This window comes from Microbacterium sp. NPDC055988 (assembly GCF_042269505.1).
Taxonomy (GTDB): Bacteria; Actinomycetota; Actinomycetes; order Actinomycetales; family Microbacteriaceae; genus Microbacterium.
This window is the reverse complement of sequence record NZ_JBHJXY010000001.1, coordinates 1,310,686-1,334,342: the sequence shown is the minus strand read 5'-3', so window position 1 is coordinate 1,334,342 and position 23,657 is coordinate 1,310,686. Positions and strand designations below refer to the sequence as shown.

Below are 23,657 nucleotides of genomic sequence, written 5' to 3'. Positions count from 1 at the left end.
GAAATCGCTCTGGACGCCGGGCTGTGCGCACGACTAGGTTGAGCGCATTCGCAGTCGTCGGAGAGGTGGGGGCATGTCTCACGTGGTGGCAACAGGGGCCGGGAAGGCCATGATGGAGCGTCGGAACGACCCGACGCACGACTACATCCTGAAACTGACCGGCAAGGAGCGACCCCGGGTCCTCTTCGTCGGCACGGCGACCGGCGACGACGCCGCGTACATCCTGAGCTTCTATTCGACCTACGACTCGGACCGGTGCGCGCCGCACCATCTCCCGCTGTTCCATCGGGCGGTGGACGACCTCGCCGGCTTCGTGAAGGGCTTCGACGTGATCCACGTCGGCGGCGGCAACACCGCGAACATGCTCGACGTCTGGAAGCGCCAGGGCCTCGACGAGATCATGCGCGAGATGTGGGAGGACCCCGACTCGAACGTCGTGTTCACCGGGGGCAGCGCCGGCGGCATCTGCTGGTTCGAGGGTGGCACGACCGACAGCTACGGCCCGACCCTGCAGGTGCTGCCCGAAGGACTCGGCTTCCTGCACGGCAGTTTCTGCCCGCACTACGACGCCGAGGATCAGCGGCGTCCCCTCTTCCACGCCTCGCTTCTGAGCGGAGAGCTCTCGACCGGGTACGCGGTGGGCAATCTGCAGTCGCTGCACTTCGAGAACTCCGAGTTCGTCACCGCGATCAGCCCGGTCGAGGATGCTCTGGCGCTCCGGGTCGAAGCGATCGACGGGAAGATCGTCGAGACGAAGCTGCCGACGACCGTGCTCACCGGGAACGCCCCGATCGTTGCGGGACCGTCGTCATGAACGACAACGTGTGGATCCTCATCGCGCAGCTGATCATCGTCATCGGCGCGATCTACATGGGCACCCGCACGAGCGGGATCGGTCTCGGCGTCTGGGGCCTGGTCGGCGTGGCCGTGCTCATCTTCGTGTTCGGCGAAGCCCCGGGCAACGCCCCGGTGGATGCGGTGTTCATCGTCATCACGGTCATCACCGCGGCATCCACCATGCAGGCGGCCGGCGGCATCGACTGGATGGTGTCGGTCGCGGCGAAAGTGATCCGGCGCAAGCCGAAATCCGTCGTGTTCCTCGCCCCCGCGATGTCGTTCCTCTTCACGGTCGGCGCCGGCACGGGAAACATCTTCTACCCGCTGCTGCCCGTGATCTACGACGTCTCTTACCAGCAGAAGATCCGCCCCGAGCGCGCACTGTCGGTCTCGGCCGTCGCCTCGCAGGTCGGCATCCTCTGCTCGCCCGTCTCGGCCGCGACCGCCTCGATGGTCGTGCTGCTCGCCCCGCAGGGCGTGGACCTCGGCCAGCTGCTGCTCATCATGTGGCCGGCCTCCATCGCCGGGCTCTTCGTCGCCGCGCTCGTCATGATGCGCCACGGCAAGGACCTCGAAGACGACCCGGAGTTCCAGCGCCGTCTGACCGAGGGACAGATCAAGCCGCCGCAGGTCGACGCGCACGAGAACAAGCTGCCGAAGACCGCGGTGCTCTCGGCCACGCTCTTCCTCATCGGCGTCGGCGTGATCGTGTTCTTCGGGCTGTTCGAAGGTCTGCGTCCCGTGATCGGCACCGACGACGCCGGCGACCCGGTGCGCCTCAGCGTCACGGTCATCATCGAGGTCACGATGGGCATCATCGCCGCCCTGATCTTCGTGTTCTGCAAGGTCAAGGCGGCCGACGTCCCCAAGCAGCCCACGTTCCCCGCCGGCATCGTCGGTGCGATCGCCCTCTTCGGTATCGCGTGGCTCGCCAACACCTTCGTCGCGGCGAACCAGACCCTCATCGTCGACGGCCTCGGATCGGTGGTCTCCGGATCCTCGGCGTTCCTCGGAGCGCTGCTGTTCGCGATGGCACTGTTCGCGGTCGCGATGCTCACCACCAGCCAGTCGAGTGCGACCAACGCGATCGTCCCGATCGGCATCACGATCGGACTCCCGGCGCCGCTGCTGGTGGGTCTGTGGCCGTCGACGATGGGCATCTACACCCTGCCGGCGAACGGCAGCCAGGTCGCCACCGTCGCCTTCGACCAGACCGGCACGACGAAGATGGGCAAGTACGTCTTCGACCACTCGTTCCAGCTGCCGAACCTCGTCTACGTGGGGGTCGCCATCATCGTCGGGGTCGGCCTCTCGTTCCTGATCAGCTGACATGACCGACCCCGTCGACCGGTCGGCGCTGCGCCAGTTCCTGCTCGGACTGGCGCAGGGGATGAACGCCTCGGCGGAGTCCGTCGACCGCATCCGCGACACCCTCACCGACGTCGCTCGGGCGTACGGCGGCGACGACACCGATTTCGTCGTGCTGCCGACGATCATCCTCGTCGAGACCGGCGAGTCGGATGAGTCGCGGGTCGCCATCCGCTCGGCGACCAACGCCTCGTTCCGCTTCGATCAGATCGCGGCGCTGTACGACCTGATCGGCGAGGCACGGACCGGTGAGGTCCCGCCGCTCGACGGCATCCGCCGGCTGAACGAGATCGGAGCGATGCGGCCGCGGCTGGGGTGGTTCACCCGCACCCTCGGACACGGCGTGCTCACCGCCGGTCTCGCGCTGCTGCTGGCGCCGACCTGGCAGGGCGTGATCGTCGCGTTCGTGCTCGGGTTCGGCATCGGTCTGCTCAAGCTCGTCCGCTCCCCGACGCTGCAGCTGATCCTGCCGATCGCGGCCGCCTTCGTGTGCGCGGGCGCGGTCTTCCTCCTCGCGGAGGTGATCGAGATCGGCGACCCCATCCGGCTGCTGATCGCGCCGCTGGTGACGTTCCTCCCCGGAGGCGTCCTCACCACCGCCACCGTCGAACTCGCCGCCGGGCAGATGATCTCCGGGGCTGCGCGTCTGGTCTACGGATTCGTGCAGCTCGCACTGCTTGCCTTCGGCATCCTCGCCGCCGGCGCGGTCGTCGGGGTCGATTCCCGGTCGTACGAGCCGCTCGCCGCCTCCTCCTTCCTCCCCTGGTGGGTCGGCATGCTCGGCGTCCTCGTGTTCGCGCTCGGCAACTACCTGCACTTCTCCGCCCCCGCCTCGACGTTCGGATGGGTGCTCCTCGCGCTGGTGGTCGCGTACGTCGGGCAGTGGGCCGGCACCGAGTTCATCGACCCCACGATCGGCGGCTTCGTGGGGGCGGTCGCTGTGACGCCGGTCGTGTTCTGGATCGCCGGACTGCGCCACGGGGCTCCGTCGCAGCTCACCTTCCTCCCCGCGTTCTGGCTCCTCGTGCCGGGTGCCGCGGGGCTCGTGGGCCTCACCGAGGCGTTCGCGACCGACAACGGACTCGCCGACTTCACGGCCGCGCTCACCTCGATCATGTCGATCGCCCTCGGCGTGCTGATCGGCACCGCGCTGTACCGGGTGGTGCATCACGGTGCGGAGGAGTTCGTGCAGTTCGCCGTGGCGGTGCCCGCCGCTCCGGAAGCGGAGCGGGAGCCGTCCGTCTGGTCTCGGCTCGCCGCGCCGTGGCGACAGCTCGGTCGGCGGGATCGTCGGCGGGATCACTGACCCGAAGCCGCAGAGGTGCCGTGCCGCCGAGACCCCGGGCTGCCGCCGAAACCCCGGGCTCCTGACGGCGGAAGCGGGGGGTCTCGGCGCGAACCCGGGGTCTCGGCGGGCGTTACTGCCGCGACCCGATCTCGTCGATCGGGCGCGTGCGCATGGCTGCGGTGGTTCCCGCCCACAGCGCCACGAGCGCGAGGGCACCCATCGCCCCGATGATCGCCAGCGAGCCGAGCACCGGCAGCACGGGAATCGGCTGACCCGAGATGCCCATGCTCACCCCGATGAGCGGAGGGATCGCGACCACGACACCGAACACCATGCCGATCACGGCCACCAGCACCGCTTCGATCCGCATCATCGAGCGCACCTGTCCGCGGGACGAGCCGATCAGCTGCATCAGCGCGAACTCGCGCGAGCGCTCCCCCGTCGCCATCACGAGCGTGTTGATCACAGCGATCGCGATGTAACCGAGGATCACCAGCAGCGCGATGAGGTTCACCCATCCCTGCTGCGACTGCGCACCTGCACCCGCCGCCTCCTGACCCGACCCGTCGCTCACGATGAAGCCGCGCTCGGTCAGGATCGAGCGGACCTCGTCGATGGCACCCGCGTCAACCGTCGCGAGCGCGAACGCATCGAGGCCGGCCGTGGTGTGCGCCCGGACGTCGTCGGCGGCCATGGTGAGGTCACCGAATCCGAGACCGCGCTCGTACACCGCGACGACCGTCGCCTCCCACGGCGAACCGTCGCCGAGGTGGCCGGTGACCGTGCCGCCGATGTCGAGTCCGAGGCTCTGGGCGGCATCCGTGCTCACGGCCACCGTCGTGGCGCCGTCGAGGTCCGCGAGCGACCCCTCGCGCACGCGCAGGTCGAGGCTCTTCCCGGTTCGCTCCGGATCGATGCCCTGGAGCACGTGCTCCTCGCGCTGGAGTTTCCCCTCGAAGTCGTGAGAATCCACCACCGCCGCGCTGAGCGCGATGCCCGACGCCTCGGTCACGCCCGGGGTCTCGCGGATCGCCTCGATCGCCGCGGGGGAGAGCCCGGTCGGCGCCGTCACCCGCAGGTCGGCGATGACACCGGCACTGGCCTGCGTCGCCGCCTCGGCGGCGATGATCGACGGAGCCCCGATCTGCACGAGTCCCAGCCCGATGCCGAGAGCGATCGGCAGGATGGCCGAGGCCAGCCGCCGACTGTTCGCGGTGGCGTTCGCCGAGGCCAGGAACCCCGCGGACGACATCCGGCGCAGCACCGATCCGATCAGGCGGACACTCAGCGACACGAGCCATGGGCCGAGCACGGCGAGCGCGATGATGAGCAGCATCGCCGCACCGGCCGCGGCGCCCGCCGCGATCTGCCCGCGCACCACGAGCGGCACCGTCGACACCGAGATGCCCGCCGCGGCCAGCACGATGCCGATGATGATGCGAGTCAGACCGATCTGCGGAGCGCCGGTGGCCGACTCGCGCAGCGCCTCGACCGGGTCGAGCTTCGCGACCCGAGAGGCGGCGATGCGCGCCGCACCCCAGGCGGAGGCGAGCACGAGCAGCACCGCGCCGACCGCGGGAAGCGGGCTGAACGCGAGGGCGAAGTCGCCCGGGATGACGCCACCGGTGACGAACGCCGACTGCAGCACGGTCGACAGCAGGTATCCCGGTGCGATGCCCAGCACCGCGGCGACCGCGGCCACCCACAGCACCTCGCGGGCCACGAGCGAATGCACCTGGGACGGACTCGCACCGACGGCGCGCAGCAGCGCATAGTCACGTCGACGCGACTGCACCGACAGCGACAACGTGCCAGCCACGATGAACATCGCCACGAGGATGCACGTGCCGACGAAGGCGCTGCCGATGGCGACGAGCATCGAACGTGCCGCCCCCGAGTCGAGGAACTCGACGTCGCCACGGGCATCTCCCGTGCGGGCGACCAGGTCGGGGAAGGCCTCGCGGATCGCGGTGGCCGTCTGCTCGGGGTCGTCCCCGGCGACGAAGACGCCCAGCGCCTGAGCGGCACCGCCGTGCGGATCGAGCTGGCCGATGCGCTGCTCCGTGAGGAACGCATGCATGCTCCGCTCGGGCGCCACGGGAGCGGCGACCTCGCCGACCACGCGGTACTCCGACGGCACGCCACCGTGGGCAAGCACGACCGTGTCGCCCACGGCGTGCCCGCTGCCGGCGGAGACGACGACCTCATCGGCGGCCGTCGGCTCGCGCCCTTCGCGCAGCTCGAAACCGGTCAGCGCCGTGGCCTCCCACGGGTGCGCCTCGACGACGGCGGACGCGGCGGCACCGGCATCCGCACCTGCATTCGGCGTCGTGAGCGGCACCGTCACGTCGGCCACGACGCGGTCCACCCCCGGCAGCCCGGCGATGTCACGCGCCGCATCGGCAGGCAGCGCCGCGCGCTCGCGCAGCGGAACGGGGAGGTCCTCCGGCACATCCACCTGCTGCGGCGCACCCACGACGACGTCGACCGCGGCATAACGCTCGGGCGCGAGCCCGCCGCGCACGCCGGATTCGACGAGCACTCCGAGACCCGTCACCAGCGCGCTCGCGACGAAGACCGCGACCGCGACTCCGACGAAGCTGCCGCGGTGGTGACGGAGATCCGCCCGGACGAGGCGGCCCAGCGTGAGCGGCCCCGACATCACCACTCCCCCAGTGCGCTCATGCGGTCGTTGATCTGCGCCGGGTCTGCCCCGTCGAGGTATCCCGCGAAGGCTCCGTCGGCGAGGAAGATCACCCGATCGGCGTGCGAGGCCACCACGGGATCGTGTGTCACGACCACGACGGTCTGGTTGAGCTCACGCGCCGTGTGCGCGAGCAGGTCGAGCACCTGCTTGCCCGAGCGGGAGTCGAGGGCGCCGGTCGGCTCGTCGCCGAACACCACGTGCGGCCGCGTGATGAGGGCGCGTGCGATCGCCACCCGCTGCTGCTGGCCTCCGGAGAGCTCGGTGGGGCGCCGGTGACGGAACTCCGTGAGCCCCACCGCGTCGAGCAGGAAGTCGAGCCACCGCGCCTCGAGACTCCGACCGCCGAGGCGCAGGGGGAGCGTGATGTTGTCTTCGACGTTCAGGGCCGGCAGCAGGTTGTAGGCCTGGAATACGAAGCCCACGTGGTCGCGTCGGAAGGCCGTGAGCTGACGCGCCTTCAGACTCGAGATCTCGGTTCCGCCGAGCTGAACGGTGCCGCTGCTCGGCCGGTCGAGTCCGGCTGCACTGTGCAGCAGCGTGCTCTTGCCCGAGCCGGAAGGGCCCATGATCGCGGTGAAGGTGCCCTTGGCGATGGCGAGGTTCACGCCGCGAAGGGCGGTGACGCGGCTGGCGCCGGAACCGTAGGTCTTGACGACGGACTGCAGGCGCAGCGCTTCGGAGGTGCCCGCCTCGACGGCGGGGGCAAGTGGTGTGGGGGTCATGATTCGACGCTAGGGACGGCCGATCCGGCATCCCATCCCGCCCGCTGCCGCATCGATGGTGGTGCTGGCTATACCGTGCCGCTGCGACCGCTCCGGCAGACTGTGAGAGTGAAGGACGGACGGATGCGACGCTGGCTGCGCGCGTGGGGATACCTGGCGATCGAGGCCGGTGTCTCCATCGCATCCGTGGTGTTCCTCAGCCTCGGCATCGCGCTTCTTCCGCTCATGATCATCACCGGCGGCGTGCTTCTCATGCCCGAGGCGGTTCGGGGCCTGCACGGGTGGACCGACCTGAACCGCCGTCGCGTCGGCGCCTACCGTGGCGAGGAGCTGGCGCCGATCGGCCACGTGCTCCCTCCGGCATCCACCATCGACGACCGACTGCGCTTCGCGTTCTCGCGTGCCACGGGTCGCGACCTGCTGTGGCTGGCGGTGCAGGGGATCCCCGTGCTGTTCCTCACACTGCTGACGATCTCGCTCCCGGTCGCGGCGGTCAACGCGCTCGCCATCACCTACTACTGGCAGTTCGCGCCCGCCGACGACCCCGTGAGCGCCGTGTATCCGGTCACCTCGTGGGAGCTCGCAGCGACCATGCCGCTCGTCGCTCTGGCGTACGGGATCCTCGCCGTCCTCCTCATCCCGGCCGTCGCTCGCCTGGTGTCCTTCGTCTCCGCCCAGCTGCTCGCGACGCCCGAGAAGTCGCGCCTCGCCGCCCGGGTCGATGCCCTGACCCTCAGCCGTGCCGCCGCTCTCGACGCGCATGCTGCCGAGCTCCGCCGCATCGAGCGCGACCTGCACGACGGCGCGCAGAACCGTCTGGTGAACGTCGTGATGATGCTCGGGATCGCCGAGCGCGCGCAGGAGACCGGGGGCGACGTGCTCGAACCGCTGCGGCGAGCGCAGGATGCCGCGACCGATGCGCTGGCCGGACTCCGCCGCACCGTGCACGACATCTATCCGCCGATCCTCGACGAACTCGGGTTGGAAGGCGCTCTCGCCTCGCTCGCCGGACGCAGCGTCGTGCCCTGCACGATCGAGGCCGCCGACGTCGGACGGGTGCCGGCAGCCGTCGAGTCGGCCAGCTACTTCGTCGTGGCCGAGGCGCTCACCAACGTCACCAAGTACAGCGGGGCGACGCGGGCATCCGTCGAAGTCGCGCGCGCGGGCGAGGTGCTGCTCATCACGGTCGAGGACGACGGTGTGGGCGGAGCCGTGGAGCGTCCGGGCGGCGGGATCGCCGGCATCCGTCGTCGCATCGAGGCCTTCGAGGGGACGCTGGAGCTGTCGAGCCCCGCCGGCGGACCCACCACCCTGAGAGCGGAGCTGCCATGCGGATCGTGATCGCCGAAGACGACACCCTCCTTCGCGAGGGCCTGGCGCTGCTGCTGCGCAGCGAGGGCTTCGACGTGGTCGCCGCGGTCGACAACGCCGAAGGCTTCCTGGATCGACTCGACGAGGCGGATGCCGCGGTGGTCGACGTGCGGATGCCGCCGACCTTCACGAGCGAGGGGCTCAAGGCTGCGGCCGAGGCCCGTGCCCGCCGACCTGGCTTCCCCGTGCTGGTGCTGTCGGCCTATGTCGAGGACCGCTATGCGGGTGAGCTCCTCGCGGCCGGAGCCGACGGCCTCGGCTACCTGCTCAAGGAGCGGGTGGGCAAGGTGGCATCGTTCATCGACGCCCTCAACCGTGTGGCCGCCGGCGGCACGGTCATGGACCCCGAGGTCATCTCGCAGCTCATGAGCCGCCGTCGCGCCGACGACCCGGTGCAGACGCTCACTCCGCGGGAGCGCGAGGTGCTCGGGCTCATGGCCGAGGGCCTCGACAACGGCACCATCGCCGGGCGGCTCTTCGTCACCGAGACGGCTGTGAGCAAGCACATCGGCAACATCTTCGGCAAGCTCGGGCTCGCGTCCAGCGACAGCGGGCACCGGCGCGTGCTGGCCGTGTTGGCGTATCTGCGCACCTGACCGGCATCCGCTCTGGTGCTCGAACGCGCTTCGATGCCATGCTGACGGGGATGAAACGCTCCACCAAGATCACCACCGCCGTCGTCGTCGTGGCCGTCGCCGGGCTGGTCGCTGCTGCCGCCCCCGCTGTGGTCAGCGCCGCGCCCGCGGTGTTCGGCGTCGCCTCCTGGGCGTCGGAGCGTTTCGCCGCCGAGCCCTCCACGGCCCCCACCTCTGGCCCCGCGGACGCCGAGGATCCGGCCCAGGAGAACCTCGTCTCCCTCGGCGACGGCATCAGCGTTCCCGCCGGCGGTCCCGGCGACTGCACCACCAACGCGTTCATCAACATCGGGAGCGACGACGGCGAAACGATGCATGCCAAGCTCCTGGGTGAGCTCGTCGAGATGGGCGAGTCTGAGCTGGCGAGCGGACCCGTGACCCTCGATGCCGACGGCGAGATCTTCTCCTATGAAGTGCAGGCCGGCGACAGCCTCATCGCGATCGGCGAGCGCTTCTGCGTCGACTACGTCACCGTCGGCATGTACAACCACGTGCGTGGAGGTGAGACGATCGCGCCCGGGGACATCCTCTACCTGGGCCCGGATCCGACGCTGCCGTTCGTCGACATCTATTCGCCGTACAACGTCGAGCCAGGGTCTTCGACCATCCCGTACTACGACGGTGTGGCGGCGTTCTCGACCGCCGTCGCCACCGCAGACCTGGGTGCCGCGCGGCTCCTGTGGAAGCGTCTGCAGAAGGACATGCCCCCGGAGACGGCGGCCGTGATCACGCAGGCGCTGAGCGACGAGGATCTCGCTCTGCTCCGTCGCATGTTCCCGTAGCCCCCTCCTCCCCCTCCTCCCCCGCCCGCCCCTGTTCGCCGCGGGCCGTTCGCCGAGACCCCGCCCTGCCGTCGAGACCCCGCCCTGCCATCGCGCGCAGGGCGGGGTCTCGACGCGTACCCGGGGTCTCGGCATCCGCCTCCGAAAAAAGTTTGGTATTCGGTGTTGCTAAGTACCGGTACTCAGTGTTACTTTGTACCGGTACCCAGCAACACTGAGTACCAACCGAAACGAAAGGAGGACCTGATGGGCAAGCAGATGACCGAGATGCTCAAGGGCACTCTGGAGGGCATCGTTCTGGCCCTCCTCGCCGAGCAGCCGGCATACGGGTACGAGATCACCACACGCATCCGAGACCACGGCTTCACCGACATCGCCGAGGGCACGATCTACGCACTCCTCGTGCGCATCGAGCAGAAGAACCTCGTCGACGTCGCGAAGGTTCCGAGCGAGAAGGGTCCGCCCCGCAAGGTGTACACCCTCAACGCCGCAGGCACGCAGGAACTCGAGGACTTCTGGAACACCTGGGACTTCCTCAAGACGCACATCGAACAGTTGAACACGACCGACACAGACAACAGCACCACCCAGAACAAGGAGAACTGACCATGGCCGCGAAGTGGATCGAAGCAATCACCGGATCACTCGAAGAGAAGAAGCTCTACAAGCAGGCTCAGGCCCGCATCAACGCCCTGCCCGAGCCGTACCGCGAGGTCGCGAAGGCGCAGCAGCGCTACAACATGTACTACGGCGGAGTCACCGACGGCGACACCATCGTGAAGATGTTCCTCGACATCGCCGACATGTGGGAGCGCGCAGCCCTCGACGGCACCCCGGTCTCGGCCATCGTCGGCGACGACCCCGTGGAGTTCGCCGAGAACTACGCGGCCGCATACGGCGGACGCCAGTGGATCGACAAGGAGCGCGCACGCCTCATCAAGGCGTTCGACGACGCGAAGAAGAAGGAGAACGAGTCATGACGAACCCCGCCATCTCGGTGCGCGGCATCGAGAAGTCGTACAAAGATCTGCATGTGCTGCGCGGCGTCGACTTCGAGGTCGAGAAGGGCAGCATCTTCGCCCTCCTCGGCTCGAACGGCGCCGGCAAGACCACCATGGTGCGCATCCTCTCCACGCTGCTGAAGTCCGACGCCGGCACGGCGACCGTGCAGGGCGTGGACGTCGCCGCCGACCCGGTCGGTGTCCGTGAGCGCATCAGCCTCACCGGGCAGTTCGCCGCGGTCGACGAGATCCTCACCGGACGCGAGAACCTCGTGCTGGTCGCGAAGCTGCGGCACCTGTCCGACGCCGGGCAGGTCGCCGACGACCTGCTGGCGAAGTTCCGCCTGACGGATGCCGGTACCCGCAAGGTCGGTACCTACTCCGGCGGCATGCGTCGCCGGCTCGACATCGCGATGAGTCTGGTCGGGCACCCCGAGGTCATCTACCTCGACGAACCGACCACCGGCCTCGACCCCGAAGCCCGCATCGAGGTGTGGGACGTGGTCAAGGAACTCGCGAACACCGGAACCACGGTGCTGCTCACCACGCAGTACCTCGACGAAGCGGAGCAGCTGGCCGACCGCATCGCGATCCTGCACGAAGGCCGCATCATCGCCAACGACACGCTCGCAGGCCTCAAGCGCCTGCTTCCGGCCGCCAAGGTCGAGTACGTCGAGAAGCAGCCCACCCTCGAGGAGATCTTCCTCACCCTCATCGGCCCCCGCCCTTCGACGGGCTCAGGGACCCAGCCCGGAAAGGAGAACGCAGCATGAGCACGCACTTCGCCGCCGATACGGCGACACTCACCGGCCGCTCCATGCGGCACATCTTCCGCAGCCCCGACACGATCATCACCACGGCGGTCACCCCGATCGCGCTGATGCTCCTGTTCGTGTACGTCTTCGGCGGCGCGCTCCAGCAGAGCACCGGCACCGACAACTACGTGAACTACCTGCTCCCCGGCATCCTGCTCATCGCGATCGCATCCGGCATCGCCTACACGGCGTTCCGGCTGTTCACCGACATGCAGAGCGGCATCTTCGAGCGATTCCACTCCATGCCGATCGCTCGATCGAGCGTGCTGTGGGCCCACGTGCTCACCTCCCTGACGGCGAACGCCATCACCCTGGCGATCATCTTCGGCGTCGGATTCCTGATGGGCTTCCGCACCGGAGCGAGCTTCTGGGCCTGGCTCGGAGTGATCGGCATCCTGATGCTGTTCACCCTGGCTCTCACCTGGCTGGCGATCATCGCGGGCCTGAACGCCAAGACGGTCGACGGCGCGAGCGCGTTCTCGTACCCGCTGATCTTCCTGCCGTTCATCAGCTCGGCGTTCGTGCCGACCGACACCATGCCGGCGCCGGTGCAGTGGTTCGCCGACAACCAGCCGGTCACCTCGATCGTCAACACCATCCAGGCGCTGTTCGCCGAGGAGCCCGTGGGAAACGACATCTGGGTCGCCCTCGCCTGGTGCGTCGGCATCCTCGTGGTCGCCTACGTGTTCGCGATCATCTCCTACCGGAAGAAGGTCAGCTGATCTTCACCCAGCGAGACGGGACGCTCCGACCGGGTCACTCGACCCGGCCGGGGCGTTTCGCCGCGCTCGGCGGGGTTCGGCGCTGCGCGCCGGCGGTTCGGCGCTGCGTGTCGGGCGGAGAACTCCGTGACGGGAGGAGACTCTCGCGGAGATAGGCCTCCCGACGCGGAGGATTCCGCCCGGACAGACAGATCACGCGGGATCGAGGGTGTCACCTGGTGCGAGCCGCACGTTATGAAGGAGATCTCACGCTTTGAAGGAGCTGTCTGCGGAAAGGCTCCTTCGAAGCGCGAGATCTCCTTCGCATCATGCGGGCGCCGGGTACGCGGCGACGATGAGCACATAGGCGAAGGTGATCGCAACGAGGCTCAGACCGATCGCCACACTACCGATCACGTGCGGCGATCTCCTCTTGACGAGTGCGATGACGAGCAGGGCGAGGTGTGCGACGAGGATGACGATGAGTGCCACCCTCAGACCGTCGATCGCCATGTTGGCGACATCGTCCCTACAGGAAGATGCACATCCATCCATTCGCATCGCAGTGAGATAGACGAGAAGGATGCCCCCGCAGGTAACTACGATCTGAGCCGACGCCCAGAGCCCCGCGGCGACGTAACGTCGCCGCGGCATGCGCTGGATCGGCCCCCATTGGCTCGTCTCGGTCATGAGAAGTCAGTCATCATGTGTCGGACAAACGCTCGCGGATCGGACATGTAGCCCTTATAGGAGCTATGGATCTGGTTGTCAATCGGCGCCCCGGCCTGGCAAGCCCAATCCTTGGCGTAACAGTATGAACGGATCTTTGGCACCCATTGGGGATTGGGGTTGGTGCTTCCTTGCGGCCACCCCCAGGACCGGTACTCAGCTGAGAGATAGTCCAAACTCGCCTGGCCTCGGGCCAGTATCCCCTGTCCCGTTGCCACAGAGTCGGGAGAGTTCCAGACCTGCCCCGCCTTCCAAGTCGGATCGCCCCAGACAACCACTGCACGGACCATGGAACGGGCCTTAGCGGACAATGTGGGATAGAAGCCACCGCCGAACTTGATCTCCGACCCCGGGGCGAGCGCGGTGAGGATGACCTGTGCCCCCTGAGAATGCCCGGCCAGCACCACCGCGGGCGGGGTGGCGCAATGAGAGGCCATCCACTCGAGCTCCGCCTGCAACGCCTGGACCCCGGCGGTGATGCTCTGGGCGTAGCCGCCCGCATCGGAGGCCGGATAATTGAGGCTTTCAACATAGAGACCGTACTCGTTCCACGGATCACTCGGAAGAAGATAGGTGGCCGCGAACTGGCCGACGACCTCGCCCATTCCTCCGCTGGTCCACCCATGACCTGCTTGACTGTTTCCCGCCCCGGCAGGCGCCGAAGTCCCACGGACTCCAATCATCACGGCCCATGCACATTGATTCGTGGTGTTGGTGGCACTCGCACTCGACCCACCGCTCAGAACAGCCGCGGCTGCCAAGGCCCCGACGATAACAGCAGACATCACCTTTCGCGCCACCGCGCGCTTTCTCCGGCCGCTAGTCACGATCACACCGTCTTTCTTCAATGGGATTGAATAATCGACCCAGCGTCTCGGGAAGGAGGCTCTGGGATCAATGAAAAACGGTCCCCGTACATCGGGATTCCAAAACAAAGCACCCCCGCCAGGCCACGAGAGTGCGGCGCGCCACGCACAGTTGCATCCTCATCACGGCATCCGGACGGCTCGAACACAAGCCCGTCGCTCGCCGCGATGGGGGCCGACCCAAGACACTCGCAAGCGCGGGCATTCACGCGGAACATCTGGGTCGCCCTCGCCTGGTGCGTCGGCATCCTCGTGGTCGCCTACGTGTTCGCGATCATCGCCTACCGGAAGAAAGTCAGCTGATCTTCGCCCAGCCAGACGGGACGCTCCGACCGGGTCACTCGACCCGGCCGGGGCGTTTCGCCGCGCTCGTCGGCGGTTCGCGGTCGCGAGCCGCGCATCGCCAGCCGCACGTTGTGAAGGAGATCTCACGCTCCGAAGGAGCCAGATGCGGAAAGGCTCCTTCGAAGCGCGAGATCTCCTTCACGTCACGCGGGGCGACGCGGGTCGCACCCGCGACGACGGCGCGACGTCAGGCCTGAGGCAGCGCCGCGACGACGTCGATCTCGACGAGGATGTTCGCGAGCTGCGAGCCCACGGTGGTGCGCACGGGGTACGGCGCGGTGAAGAACTCCTCGTAGGCCTCGTTGAACTCGGCGAAGTCGGCGAGGTCCTGCAGGTGCACGGTCGACTTCACGACGTCGTCCGTGGTCAGCCCGTGCACGGCGAGCACCTTCTGGATGTTCCGCAGCACCTGGCGGGTCTGCTCACCGACGCTCTCGGGAACGGCGTGGTCGTTCGCCGCGTCCTGCGGGCCGAAACCCGCGGTGTACAGGAATCCGTTCGCGACCACTCCGTGGCTGTAGGGTCCGGCGGGCGTGGGGGCCCCGTCTGCGTAGAATCCGGTCTTCGGCATCTTTCTTTCCTTTCGTTGACGATTCAGGACTGTGGTGAACGGCGCAGGCCCCGACCCGGCAGGGCATCGGTGCGCTCACCGTCAGCGAGGACGCGGATGCCGGCGACGAACACATCGTCGATACCGGCCCCGCGTCCGCGCGGGCTCTCGTAGGTGGCAGTGTCGGCGACCGTCACCGGATCGACGATCACGAGGTCTGCGACCGCCCCCGCCTCGACGGTGCCTCGGCGTCCGAGCCCGAAGCGCCGGGCAGGCAGGGCCGACAGGTGGTGCACGGCATCCGACCAGGTCCACGTCGCCCGCTCGCGCACGTACTCGCGGAGGAACAGCGAGAACGACCCGGCGGCACGCGGATGCGGGTGGGCGCCGATGAAGATCCCGTCGGAGCCGCCCATGTGCGCGGGGTGGTGGAAGATGCGGGCGAGCTCGACGCCCGAGCGAGGGCTGCGTACGGCCATGACGGCGCTGCACTCCAGACGGGATGCGGCGAGCGCGTCGAGGGCGAAGTCGATCGGGGCGACGCCCGCGCGCGCGGCGGCCTCGCGCAGCGTGAGCCCGTGCGCCCAGGCCAGTTCGGGGGCGGCGAGGTGGGCGAGCGTGATCATGTCGGCCCACTCCGGGCCGAGGCTCGCACTCGTCTCCGCCCGCAGGGTGCACAGCGCGCGCAGCTCGGCGCGGCGCGACGGATCCGCGATCACGGCGACCGCCTCCGCCACGGGCAGCGCCGACACTTCGGGCGGGAGCAGCGGCATGCCCAGCAGCGTGCACCCGCGGGTATAGGGGTACGCGTCGAATGTCGCATCCACCCCGGCGGCATCCAGCGCGTCGAGCTGATCGAGCACGATGTCGGCGTCGGCGTGGAAGTGCGAGATGTGCACGGGCAGCGGCGATCCCGCCTGCTCGGCGGCCAGCCGGGCGATCTCGGCGATCTCCCCCGTGCCGGCAGCGGTGTTCGCCTCGTACCCTCCGCGCATGTGCGTCACGTACACGCCTCCGGCCCGAGCGACCGGCGCGCAGAGGGCGGCGATCTCCGCAGCGTCCTGGAAGATGCCGGGCGTGTAGTCGAGCCCGCTCGACAGGCCGAGGGCACCGTCGTGCATCCCCTGCGCGACCAGCTCCTGCATGCGGCGGCGCTCCTCGTCGGATGCCGAGCCGCTCGTGCGCCCGCACACCTCGAAGCGCACGGTGCCCGCCGGCACGAGGTAGCCCGCGTTCACCGGCGAAGTTCCGTCGACGGATGCCAGGTACGCATCCACGCCCCCGCCCCGGTAGGTGGGGTGCGTCCCGTTGATCGCGGCGAAGTACTCGGAGGCGTACGAACCGTCGCCCGGCGCATACGACACACCGTCCTGCCCGGCGATCACGGTCGTGACGCCCTGCCGCAGCAGCGACAGTGTGACATCCGGGTCGCTGAGCAGGCCGTCGGCGTGGGAGTGCGCGTCGATGAAGCCGGGAAGCACCAGGCGCTCGGAGACGTCGATCACCTCGTCACCGGGGCGGGCGTCGACATGCCCGACCTCGGTGACGAGTTCCCCCTCGATCGCAACGTCTGCCCGCACGAGGCCCGTCGCCTCGACGACGGAGCCGCCGCGGAGCACTACCCGGTTCATCACTGCTCCCCTCAGAAGTAGGTGCGGACGAGGCCCGTGACCACATCCGAGTCGGCGGATTCGACGACCGGCAGCACGCGCCACTTGTCGAAGGCGGTGCAGGGGTGCGACAGCCCGAGACGCACGACCGAGCCGATCGCGAGAGCCTGCCCCGACCGCACGTACGAGTGCTGATCGTTCATCGCCGAGACCTCGCCCTGCAGCGGCTGCCAGGGGCCGGAGACGCCGGTGGACCAGGAGCGCGGGATCGGCAGCCCCTCATCGAAGGGCAGATCCCTCTTGCCGGCATCGACGAGAGCAAGGCCCGGCTCGGGTGCCGACACGACGCGGGCGATGCCGTGCATCGCGTTGACGAATCGCGGGGATGCCTCCGGCTGCGCGGCCCCCTCGTCGAACGGCGAGATACCGCGGTAGAACCCGTCGTCGTGCACGATGTAGGCGCCGGAGCGGAGCGTGAAGTGCGTGCGGTCGTCTCGCGGGGCCGCACCCCAGACGTCGGCGACGACGTCGAAGTACGCGCTGCCACCGGCAGTCACGTACAGCTCACCGTCGTCGTAGAGGGTCGCGATCGCGGCGTGCAGCTCGAGCTGCGACTCCAGGTACGCGCGGACGGCGGCGAGCGCTGCGGCGGAGCGATCGTGCGCAAGGCTCCCCTCGTATCCGGCCACCCCGGCGAGGCGCAGCACGGAGGATGCGGCGATGCGCTCAGCCACACGCACCGCCTCCTCGATCGACCGCGCACCGGTGCGGCCGCCCGCGCCGCCGAGCTCGACGCAGACATCGACCGGACGCGGCGTGCCTGTGGAGAGCAGAGCCGCTTCCATCGCCTCGACCGTCGCGATCGAGTCTGCCCAGCTCACGAACCGGAAGTCCGGATCAGCCAGCTCCTGCGCCAGCCACGCCAGCGCGGGCCGGTCAACGGCGGCGTTCGCGAGCATCACCGCGTCCACGCCCAGGTCGCGGGCGGTGCGGACCTGCCCCATGGTCGCGAACGTGATCCCGAGAGCACCGGCATCCGTCTGCCGCTTCCACAGCGCGGGCGCCATGGTGGTCTTGCCGTGGGGCATGAGGGCGAGACCGCGCTCGGCGCACCACTGTGCCATCGTGGCGACGTTCGCCGTCATCGCGGCGTCGTCGAGCACGATCAGCGGCGTCCAGAACTCATCGAGTCGTGGTCCCGTGGCGAGGAACTCCTCCACCGTCAGACCCGCTGCGCGCAGCGGCAGGCCCTTGTCGCGAACCGTGAGGAGTTCCGCATCCGTCTGCGTCATCGCGAGGCACCCGTCTCGACCGGAGCGGTCGAGCGCACTTCGTGCAGACGTCCCGCACCTTCGACGTCGGGCTGGATCGACGCGACCAGCGTGGCGATCACACCGACCACCGCGATCACCGCGGCGTAGACGACGACCGGCCAGAAGGCACCTCCCGCGGCCGCGACCAGCGCCGTGCAGATGAGCGGAGCGAGGCCGCCGCCGAAGGTGTTGGAGAACTGGTACCCGATGTTGACACCGGTGGTGCGCGCCTCCGGGTCGAACATCTCGACCAGCATCGTCGAGAGCGTCGCCTGCATGGCCACGCCGAACACCACGAAGCCGAGGATCTGTCCGAGCCAGATCAGCCACATGTTGCCCGTGTCGAACAGCATGAACGCCGGGTAGACCATGGCGGCAAAGCCGAGGCAGCCGATGATGTAGACGGTGCGTCGGCCGATGCGGTCGGAGATCGCTCCCCATAGCGGTGCGACGACGATCTGCAGCAACCCCACGAGCATGGTGCCGGCGAAGCCGAACCACACCGGGATGTCCTTGTCGGCCAGCATGTACGCGAGACCGTAGGTGAGCACCACGTAGCCGGCGATGGACTGCGGGAGGCCGATCAGGATGCCCATGATCGCGTTCTTCGGGTGCCGGAACGCTTCGACGAGCGGGTTGGGCTTCTTGCCGGTGGCGGCGAGGAGCAGCGTCTGGGTCTCGGTGAACGCGTCGGACTCCTCGAGCTGACGACGCAGCAGCACGGCGGCGATCGCGAGCACGATCGAGAAGACGAACGGGATGCGCCAGCCCCACTGCAGGAACCACGATTCGGGAGCGAGGCCGAGCCCTGCCATCAGGCCGCCCGACACCACGTTGGCGATGCCCGCACCGCTGATGAGGAAGGCGCCGTAGAGTCCGCGCTTGCCGGTCGGTGCGGCTTCGACGACCATGGTGGCCGCGCCGCCCATCTCGCCGCCGACGAAGAACCCCTGGAAGAGCCGGCACAGCACGAGCAGCAGTGGTGCGGCGATGCCGATCACCTGGTCGGAGGGGATGAGGCCGATGCCGGTCGTCGCGAGGCCCATGCCGATGACCGTGCTCATCAGCACGACCTTGCGGCCCTTGCGATCACCGACGATTCCCCAGATGATCCCTCCGACCGGGCGGAGGAAGAACCCGACGGCGAACGTCGCGAACGAGTTGAGCTCGGCGATCAGAGGATCGTTCGAGGAGAAGAACACCGCGGGGAAGACGACTGCCGCGGCGAGGCCGTACAGGTAGTAGTCGTAGTACTCGATGAGCGTTCCGATCGCCCCACCGGCGATCGTCTTGCGCTGCTTCGGGGTCAGGCCAGATGAGGCGACAGTGGCCATCCGGGGCTCCTTCTTCGGGGGATGCGCGACCGCATCCGTTGCAGTCGGCCTCGACGGATCGTCTGGGGCGTGGATAAACTAACAGCGAAATAGACAATCTGTCTATCTCTCGTATTTTTCGTACGCCTGTATCGTTGCTCCGGATTGGAGTCACAGAATGTCGACATCGACGACAGCAGAGAACGCGGTCGCGGCCCTCGCCGACGACCTCGCGCGAGAGACGTACGAGAGTGCCGAGGAGGTGCTCCGCCTCTATCGACCGGTGCTGCGCGCCCTCGCTACGGCCGCAGGCCCCACCGTCGAGGTCGTGCTCCACAACCTCGACGGCACCGACGTCGACCTCGGCCACACGATCATGGCCATCGAGAACGGGCACGTCACCGGACGAGCCGTCGGCGGCCCCTCGACCTCGCTCGGCCTGGACGTGCTGAAGGACCGGCGGGGGAACCACGACGCCTTCGGCTACACCGGCTACACGAGCGACGGACGGGAACTCCGCTGCTCCTCGGTCTACTTCCACAACCGCGCGGGTGACATCATCGCGTCGCTGTGCGTGAACGTCGACCTCAGCCCGCTGCTGCTCGCCCGCCAGACGCTCGACGCCCTGCTGCCATCGCCCGTGCCCGCGGATGCTCCCAAAGAGCACTTCGGCGCCGACCTCGTCTCGGTGATGGACTCGATGATCACCGAGGCCATCCGCGAGATCGGCCGCCCGCTCGAGAGCATGACCCGCGACGACAAGATCACGGTGCTGGAGCGGTTGGATCAGCGCGGCGCCACGCAGATGCGCAAGTCCGTGGAGGCGATCGCGAAGCGGCTCGGCATCTCGCGCGTGACCGCATACTCCTACCTCGACGAGGCCAGAACACGATGACGCACACAGGGATGACGGGAACAGGGATGACGATGGACAACTCCGGATTCGACGGGCTCTTCGGCGGCACGCGGCTGATGGCGATCCTCCGCGGCATGGGAGCCGAGCGCAGCCTCGCCGTGTCGACCACCGCCTGGGATCTCGGAATCGACGTCGTCGAACTTCCCATCCAGACCGCTGACGATGTCGAGGCACTGCGAGTGGTGGCCGCCGCCGGACGCGAGCGCGGCAAGGTCGTCGGCGCGGGCACCGTGGTGTCGGTCGAGCATGTCGCCCAGGCGGTCTCCGCCGGCGCATCCTTCACGGTCAGCCCCGGTCTCGACCTCGACGTCGTGCGTGCTTCGCACGAGGCAGGGCTGCTCAGCCTTCCCGGCGTCGCCACGGCGAGCGAAGTGCAGTCCGCCCTCTCCGCTGGGCTCACGTGGCTCAAGGCCTTCCCCGCCTCGGTGCTGGGTCCGCAGTGGCTCACCGCGATGAACGGCCCCTTTCCGCAGGCGCGCTTCGTGACGACGGGTGGCATGAACGCGGCCAATGCGGGTGAGTACCTCGACGCAGGGGCGCACGTCGTCGCCGTCGGCTCGGCGCTCGAAGACCCCGCCCAGCTGCCGCAGCTCGCCGCGATCCTCGGTGCGGCGCCACGCTCATGACCGATCTCGCTGCCCGGCTCGCCTATGTCGACGCGCGTCTGGCGTATGAGATCGACGCGGTCGCCGCGCACGATGCCATGGCCGCGGGAGAGGTCGTGCTGGTCGACACGCGACGGCTGGAGTCCTGGCAGCACGGTCACATCGCCGGTGCGGTGCATCTGCCCAAGGCCGAGATCGCGTCGGGGATCGCGACACTTCCGCGCGATCGCACGCTCGTCGTCTACGGGTGGGGACCGGGATGCAACGGTGCCACCTCGACGGCGCGCGTGCTGCTCGCCGCCGGCCTCGACGTGCGGGAGCTGCTCGGCGGATACGAGTACTGGGTCCGCAACGGGTTCGAGGTCGAGGTTGCCGACGTGGTCTCGCGTGCGAAGCCCGACCCCCTGGTGACCGCCGAGCTCTGACGGCGTCCGGCCCGTCCGCCTCCCGTTCCGGTCGCAGTTTCTGTCGCCAAAAGGCCGCCGGCGCGGCAGAAAGTGCGACCGGAACGGGACTGCGGGAGCGGCAGGAGCGCCGGAGGGGACAGGGCGGGAGCGGGGGACGCGACCTGAACCGGGGGATCCGTCACCGCAGCCCGAACGGGCCCAGCACCACGCGGCGGCGACTCCGCACCCACACCACACCCTCGGCGCGCTTCTCGGCGCGGGTGGCGAAGCGGTAGCGATAGGAAACGGCCCGCACCCACCGCGGCCGCTCGCCGTCGAAGGGGTCGGCCCGGATCAGCGCGAGCGTCGGAGCATCCGCCTCCAGCAACCGCACCAGGAACGCGGTGAACCAGTCGTCGAACGAGTGCCCGAGCGGCAGGAACCACATCAGCCAGTCGAGCCGCAGGTGGTACGGCGCGAATTGCCGCGGCATCCGTCGCACGTCACCGGGCTTGCCCTTGAACTCGTACTCGCGCCACTCCGCCCCTTCCTCATCGGCACATCCCTCGACCACGATCTCGATGCGCTCCTTCGTGACCGTGCCGAAGGCCCCGTAGGCGTTGGCGAGCTGCCACCGGTTGAAGCTCGCGTTCATCAGCTGCCGCCGCGCGAACAGGTTCCGCAGCGCCGGAACGCTCACCACGACGTAGAGCAGCCCGACGGCCGAGGTGATCACGACCCAGTACAGGGGGATGCCGGAGAGGACCCACGGTGCGCCGGTCGGCGGAGCACTCTCCGCCCATCCCACCCCCGGCAGCCCGATCGCCGAGAACGCGATGACCATCGTCGCCCAATTCAGCCACGCGAAGTTGCCCGTCAGCACGAGCCAGGCCTGCGTCAGGATCACGACGGATGCCGCCACCGCGCCGACGATCTGCGGCACCGGGCCATCCACCCCCAGCGACAGCATCGGCGCGAAGAGGAAGAACGGCACCACGAGCTGCGCGAAGTGATTGCCCACCACCTCGCCGCGGTGGAACCAGCGCGGCAGCAGATGCGCCTGCCGGCTGAGCGGACCCGGCATCGGTTGCGTCTCGTGGTGGTACATGAGGGCCGTCAGGTCGCGCCACTCGCGCCCGCCACGGATCTTGATCATCCCGGCGCCGAACTCCAGCCGGAACACCAGCCACCAGAACAGCACGATCACGACCGTGGGCGGCGGCTGTTCGTCCGACCCGAGGAAAGCTGCGAGGAACCCGGCCTCGAGCAGCAGCATCTCCCAGCCGAAGGAGTAGAACGTCTGCCCGATGCTGACGATCGACATGTAGCCGAGCCACAGCACCAGGAAGCACAGCATCGGCACCCACGGCGGCCCCCACTGCGGGACCCCGGCGACGAGCGAGGCCGCGACCGCGATGCCCACCACGCACAGGATCACCAGACGGCGGTCGGTGTAGCGGATGCGCGAGAAGAGTGTCGGATGAAGCATCCGCCGTCGCTCCGCCTTCTGCCCGACCCACTCGAGGAGGGCCGGCGCGGGGAGCAGCCCGTGTTCACCGAGGAGCGGACGGAACTGGTTCAGGCTCGACACGAACGCGACGAGGTACAGCGCCGCGATGCCCCGCTGCAGCACCTCGCGCGCGAACCCGAAGTCGACCGCCGCGAACCCGTCCACGGGCACAGGCTACGCCCGGGTCCGCGGCCGGATCAGGGGGTTGCGCGGCCCAGCCTGGCCATGCGCTCGGCGGACAACACAGCGATGGGCGGAGGATCCGTGATGAATCCTCCGCCCATCGGAGAGAACTTCGCCCGTCGCGATGCGCGCGAGAGCGAAGGCAGCGACTCAGGTCAGCTGGTGGCGACCCAGTCGAACTGGTCGCCGTACTGCTTCAGCCACTCGTCGACGGCATCCGCTTCCTTGCCCTCGCCGTACTCGTTGACCACGAGGTCTTCGAGCGCACCGTACTGCTCGTCGTCGAGCTTGATCTGCTCGATCAGCTCAGCGGCCTCGGGGAACTCCTCGGCGAAGCCCTTGGTGCCCAGGAAGTGCAGCCCCTCAGCCTTGCCCATGGCGCCCTTGGGGTCTTCGAGGTCCTTCACAGGGAAGGCGTCGTTGGCCCAGAACGGACGCCACAGCGTGACGACGATGTCCTCCTGCTTGTCGGTCGCGGTCTTCAGCTCGGTGAGCATGGCCGCGGTCGACGAGGTGACGAGCTCGTACTCGCTGTCGAGTCCGTACTCGGGCATCATCTTCTGGGTCTGGGCGGTGAGTCCCGCGCCCGGCTCGATCCCGTAGATCTTGCCGTCGAAGTCGGCCGCCTTGCCCTTGAGGTCCTCGATCGAGGTGAGCTCGGAGTACTCCGGCACCGCGAGGGTGAGCTTGGCGTTCTCGTAGTACTTTCCGAGGTCTTCGATGTCGTCGCCGTACTTCTCCATGTACTCGGCGTGCGTGAGCTCGGGCCAGGCCGACGGGTACATGTCGACATCGCCCTGCGCGAGACCGGTGTACAGCGGGCCCGCCTCGGTGAGCGTCTTCATCTCGACCGTGTAGCCGATCTTCTCGAGCTGGTCCTGCAGCAGATACGCCGTGCTGAGGCCGTCGGTCCACGAGGGCAGGAAGCCCAGGGTGATCGTGCCCTTGTCGTCGGCGTTGCTGTCGCCGCCGCCCGTGCCACCGGCTCCGTCGCTGCTGCATCCCGCGAGGGTGAGCGCTGCTGCGGCGCCGAGGGCGGTGATGGCGAGGATCTTCTTCTTCATGTGATTTTCTCTCTCAGTTCCGTATGGGTGTTGTTTCGTA

The 23,657-nt window shown here is 68.6% G+C and carries 23 protein-coding genes and 1 pseudogene; 14 read left to right on the top strand and 10 right to left on the bottom strand.

The window, feature by feature from the left end; all coding sequences use genetic code 11:
- The first annotated feature begins 73 nt into the window (after positions 1-73).
- From ACFC14_RS06540 to ACFC14_RS06530, 3 genes are read left to right on the top strand one after another with little or no spacing between them, the layout of a single operon-like run.
- Positions 74-814, top strand: coding sequence for a Type 1 glutamine amidotransferase-like domain-containing protein (locus ACFC14_RS06540; protein ID WP_376101996.1), 741 nt, complete (start codon positions 74-76; stop codon positions 812-814).
- Positions 811-2,166 (top strand): anaerobic C4-dicarboxylate transporter family protein, encoded by a 1,356-nt coding sequence (locus ACFC14_RS06535; RefSeq protein WP_376101994.1) that lies wholly within the window; start codon positions 811-813, stop codon positions 2,164-2,166. The genes ACFC14_RS06540 and ACFC14_RS06535 overlap by 4 nt, the downstream gene beginning before the upstream one ends.
- A gap of 1 nt (position 2,167) precedes the next feature.
- Positions 2,168-3,511: a threonine/serine exporter ThrE family protein gene (locus ACFC14_RS06530; RefSeq protein WP_376101992.1), complete on the top strand. Its 1,344-nt coding sequence runs from the start codon at positions 2,168-2,170 to the stop codon at positions 3,509-3,511.
- A gap of 112 nt (positions 3,512-3,623) precedes the next feature.
- Here the strand turns inward: ACFC14_RS06530 and ACFC14_RS06525 are convergent, their stop codons facing one another.
- Complete coding sequence (locus ACFC14_RS06525) at positions 3,624-6,155, bottom strand: ABC transporter permease (protein WP_376101990.1); 2,532 nt, start codon at positions 6,153-6,155, stop codon at positions 3,624-3,626.
- The gene (locus tag ACFC14_RS06520) at positions 6,155-6,922 is read right to left on the bottom strand and encodes an ABC transporter ATP-binding protein (protein ID WP_376101989.1); all 768 of its coding nucleotides are present in this window, start codon (positions 6,920-6,922) and stop codon (positions 6,155-6,157) included. The genes ACFC14_RS06525 and ACFC14_RS06520 overlap by 1 nt, the downstream gene beginning before the upstream one ends.
- Positions 6,923-7,045: 123 nt before the next feature.
- On the opposite strand from ACFC14_RS06520, the gene ACFC14_RS06515 reads away from it, so the two are divergent.
- From ACFC14_RS06515 to ACFC14_RS06485, 7 genes are all read left to right on the top strand, one after another.
- Positions 7,046-8,263 carry a sensor histidine kinase gene (locus ACFC14_RS06515; RefSeq protein WP_376101987.1) on the top strand — a complete coding sequence of 406 codons (1,218 nt, stop codon included), beginning with the start codon at positions 7,046-7,048 and terminating at the stop codon, positions 8,261-8,263.
- Positions 8,251-8,889, top strand: a complete 639-nt coding sequence (locus tag ACFC14_RS06510) for a response regulator (RefSeq protein ID WP_376101985.1) — start codon at positions 8,251-8,253, stop codon at positions 8,887-8,889. The genes ACFC14_RS06515 and ACFC14_RS06510 overlap by 13 nt, the downstream gene beginning before the upstream one ends.
- Positions 8,890-8,939: 50 nt before the next feature.
- Entirely contained in the window at positions 8,940-9,710 is a 771-nt protein-coding gene (locus tag ACFC14_RS06505; RefSeq protein WP_376101983.1) for a LysM domain-containing protein, read from the top strand.
- A 246-nt stretch (positions 9,711-9,956) separates the two neighbouring features.
- Positions 9,957-10,316 carry a PadR family transcriptional regulator gene (locus ACFC14_RS06500; RefSeq protein ID WP_376101981.1) on the top strand — a complete coding sequence of 120 codons (360 nt, stop codon included), beginning with the start codon at positions 9,957-9,959 and terminating at the stop codon, positions 10,314-10,316.
- A gap of 2 nt (positions 10,317-10,318) precedes the next feature.
- Positions 10,319-10,690, top strand: coding sequence for a DUF1048 domain-containing protein (locus ACFC14_RS06495; RefSeq protein ID WP_376101979.1), 372 nt, complete (start codon positions 10,319-10,321; stop codon positions 10,688-10,690).
- Positions 10,687-11,484 carry an ABC transporter ATP-binding protein gene (locus tag ACFC14_RS06490; protein WP_376101977.1) on the top strand — a complete coding sequence of 266 codons (798 nt, stop codon included), beginning with the start codon at positions 10,687-10,689 and terminating at the stop codon, positions 11,482-11,484. Before ACFC14_RS06495 ends, ACFC14_RS06490 begins: the two co-directional genes overlap by 4 nt.
- Complete coding sequence (locus ACFC14_RS06485) at positions 11,481-12,248, top strand: ABC transporter permease (protein ID WP_376101975.1); 768 nt, start codon at positions 11,481-11,483, stop codon at positions 12,246-12,248. Before ACFC14_RS06490 ends, ACFC14_RS06485 begins: the two co-directional genes overlap by 4 nt.
- A 306-nt stretch (positions 12,249-12,554) precedes the next feature.
- Here ACFC14_RS06485 and ACFC14_RS06480 read toward each other — a convergent pair whose 3' ends face one another.
- Complete coding sequence (locus ACFC14_RS06480; RefSeq protein ID WP_376101973.1) at positions 12,555-12,719, bottom strand: hypothetical protein; 165 nt, start codon at positions 12,717-12,719, stop codon at positions 12,555-12,557.
- A gap of 194 nt (positions 12,720-12,913) precedes the next feature.
- The gene (locus ACFC14_RS06475; protein WP_376101971.1) at positions 12,914-13,561 is read right to left on the bottom strand and encodes a cutinase family protein; all 648 of its coding nucleotides are present in this window, start codon (positions 13,559-13,561) and stop codon (positions 12,914-12,916) included.
- Positions 13,562-14,035: 474 nt separating this feature from the next.
- Here ACFC14_RS06475 and ACFC14_RS06470 point away from each other — a divergent pair.
- Positions 14,036-14,125, top strand: a pseudogene (locus ACFC14_RS06470) (ABC transporter permease); the annotation flags it as partial.
- Positions 14,126-14,354: 229 nt separating this feature from the next.
- Here the strand turns inward: ACFC14_RS06470 and ACFC14_RS06465 are convergent.
- Genes ACFC14_RS06465 through ACFC14_RS06450 form a run of 4 tightly spaced genes read right to left on the bottom strand, consistent with a single transcriptional unit; the run spans position 14,355 to position 18,974 of the window.
- Complete coding sequence (locus ACFC14_RS06465; RefSeq protein ID WP_091027668.1) at positions 14,355-14,738, bottom strand: RidA family protein; 384 nt, start codon at positions 14,736-14,738, stop codon at positions 14,355-14,357.
- A 23-nt stretch (positions 14,739-14,761) separates the two neighbouring features.
- Positions 14,762-16,348 (bottom strand): amidohydrolase family protein, encoded by a 1,587-nt coding sequence (locus ACFC14_RS06460; RefSeq protein ID WP_376101969.1) that lies wholly within the window; start codon positions 16,346-16,348, stop codon positions 14,762-14,764.
- Positions 16,349-16,359: 11 nt separating this feature from the next.
- Positions 16,360-17,619 carry an amino acid aldolase gene (locus ACFC14_RS06455; RefSeq protein WP_376101967.1) on the bottom strand — a complete coding sequence of 420 codons (1,260 nt, stop codon included), beginning with the start codon at positions 17,617-17,619 and terminating at the stop codon, positions 16,360-16,362.
- Positions 17,616-18,974 carry an MFS transporter gene (locus ACFC14_RS06450; protein ID WP_376101966.1) on the bottom strand — a complete coding sequence of 453 codons (1,359 nt, stop codon included), beginning with the start codon at positions 18,972-18,974 and terminating at the stop codon, positions 17,616-17,618. Before ACFC14_RS06450 ends, ACFC14_RS06455 begins: the two co-directional genes overlap by 4 nt.
- Positions 18,975-19,131: 157 nt before the next feature.
- Here ACFC14_RS06450 and ACFC14_RS06445 point away from each other — a divergent pair, with 157 nt between their 5' ends.
- From ACFC14_RS06445 to ACFC14_RS06435, 3 genes are read left to right on the top strand one after another with little or no spacing between them, the layout of a single operon-like run.
- The gene (locus tag ACFC14_RS06445) at positions 19,132-19,848 is read left to right on the top strand and encodes a transcriptional regulator (protein WP_376101964.1); all 717 of its coding nucleotides are present in this window, start codon (positions 19,132-19,134) and stop codon (positions 19,846-19,848) included.
- A 32-nt stretch (positions 19,849-19,880) separates the two neighbouring features.
- On the top strand, positions 19,881-20,495 hold the full coding sequence (locus ACFC14_RS06440; protein WP_376101962.1) for a bifunctional 4-hydroxy-2-oxoglutarate aldolase/2-dehydro-3-deoxy-phosphogluconate aldolase: 615 nt from the start codon (positions 19,881-19,883) through the stop codon (positions 20,493-20,495).
- Positions 20,492-20,899 carry a rhodanese-like domain-containing protein gene (locus tag ACFC14_RS06435; protein WP_376101960.1) on the top strand — a complete coding sequence of 136 codons (408 nt, stop codon included), beginning with the start codon at positions 20,492-20,494 and terminating at the stop codon, positions 20,897-20,899. Before ACFC14_RS06440 ends, ACFC14_RS06435 begins: the two co-directional genes overlap by 4 nt.
- Positions 20,900-21,059: 160 nt before the next feature.
- Here the strand turns inward: ACFC14_RS06435 and ACFC14_RS06430 are convergent, their stop codons facing one another.
- Both ACFC14_RS06430 and ACFC14_RS06425 read right to left on the bottom strand, forming a co-directional pair.
- Positions 21,060-22,535, bottom strand: coding sequence for a lipase maturation factor family protein (locus tag ACFC14_RS06430; protein WP_376101959.1), 1,476 nt, complete (start codon positions 22,533-22,535; stop codon positions 21,060-21,062).
- Positions 22,536-22,708: 173 nt separating this feature from the next.
- Positions 22,709-23,617 (bottom strand): glycine betaine ABC transporter substrate-binding protein, encoded by a 909-nt coding sequence (locus ACFC14_RS06425; protein WP_215068776.1) that lies wholly within the window; start codon positions 23,615-23,617, stop codon positions 22,709-22,711.
- Between the last annotated feature and the right edge of the window lie 40 nt (positions 23,618-23,657).

Coding starts and splice junctions, on each gene's coding strand:
- ACFC14_RS06540 (WP_376101996.1), top strand. CDS start 74: ATGTCTCACGTGGTGGCAACAGGGGCCGGGAAGGCCATGATGGAGCGT.
- ACFC14_RS06535 (WP_376101994.1), top strand. CDS start 811: ATGAACGACAACGTGTGGATCCTCATCGCGCAGCTGATCATCGTCATC.
- ACFC14_RS06530 (WP_376101992.1), top strand. CDS start 2,168: ATGACCGACCCCGTCGACCGGTCGGCGCTGCGCCAGTTCCTGCTCGGA.
- ACFC14_RS06525 (WP_376101990.1), bottom strand. CDS start 6,155: ATGTCGGGGCCGCTCACGCTGGGCCGCCTCGTCCGGGCGGATCTCCGT.
- ACFC14_RS06520 (WP_376101989.1), bottom strand. CDS start 6,922: ATGACCCCCACACCACTTGCCCCCGCCGTCGAGGCGGGCACCTCCGAA.
- ACFC14_RS06515 (WP_376101987.1), top strand. CDS start 7,046: ATGCGACGCTGGCTGCGCGCGTGGGGATACCTGGCGATCGAGGCCGGT.
- ACFC14_RS06510 (WP_376101985.1), top strand. CDS start 8,251: ATGCGGATCGTGATCGCCGAAGACGACACCCTCCTTCGCGAGGGCCTG.
- ACFC14_RS06505 (WP_376101983.1), top strand. CDS start 8,940: ATGAAACGCTCCACCAAGATCACCACCGCCGTCGTCGTCGTGGCCGTC.
- ACFC14_RS06500 (WP_376101981.1), top strand. CDS start 9,957: ATGGGCAAGCAGATGACCGAGATGCTCAAGGGCACTCTGGAGGGCATC.
- ACFC14_RS06495 (WP_376101979.1), top strand. CDS start 10,319: ATGGCCGCGAAGTGGATCGAAGCAATCACCGGATCACTCGAAGAGAAG.
- ACFC14_RS06490 (WP_376101977.1), top strand. CDS start 10,687: ATGACGAACCCCGCCATCTCGGTGCGCGGCATCGAGAAGTCGTACAAA.
- ACFC14_RS06485 (WP_376101975.1), top strand. CDS start 11,481: ATGAGCACGCACTTCGCCGCCGATACGGCGACACTCACCGGCCGCTCC.
- ACFC14_RS06475 (WP_376101971.1), bottom strand. CDS start 13,561: ATGGGCGAGGTCGTCGGCCAGTTCGCGGCCACCTATCTTCTTCCGAGT.
- ACFC14_RS06465 (WP_091027668.1), bottom strand. CDS start 14,738: ATGCCGAAGACCGGATTCTACGCAGACGGGGCCCCCACGCCCGCCGGA.
- ACFC14_RS06460 (WP_376101969.1), bottom strand. CDS start 16,348: ATGAACCGGGTAGTGCTCCGCGGCGGCTCCGTCGTCGAGGCGACGGGC.
- ACFC14_RS06455 (WP_376101967.1), bottom strand. CDS start 17,619: ATGACGCAGACGGATGCGGAACTCCTCACGGTTCGCGACAAGGGCCTG.
- ACFC14_RS06450 (WP_376101966.1), bottom strand. CDS start 18,974: ATGGCCACTGTCGCCTCATCTGGCCTGACCCCGAAGCAGCGCAAGACG.
- ACFC14_RS06445 (WP_376101964.1), top strand. CDS start 19,132: ATGTCGACATCGACGACAGCAGAGAACGCGGTCGCGGCCCTCGCCGAC.
- ACFC14_RS06440 (WP_376101962.1), top strand. CDS start 19,881: ATGGACAACTCCGGATTCGACGGGCTCTTCGGCGGCACGCGGCTGATG.
- ACFC14_RS06435 (WP_376101960.1), top strand. CDS start 20,492: ATGACCGATCTCGCTGCCCGGCTCGCCTATGTCGACGCGCGTCTGGCG.
- ACFC14_RS06425 (WP_215068776.1), bottom strand. CDS start 23,617: ATGAAGAAGAAGATCCTCGCCATCACCGCCCTCGGCGCCGCAGCAGCG.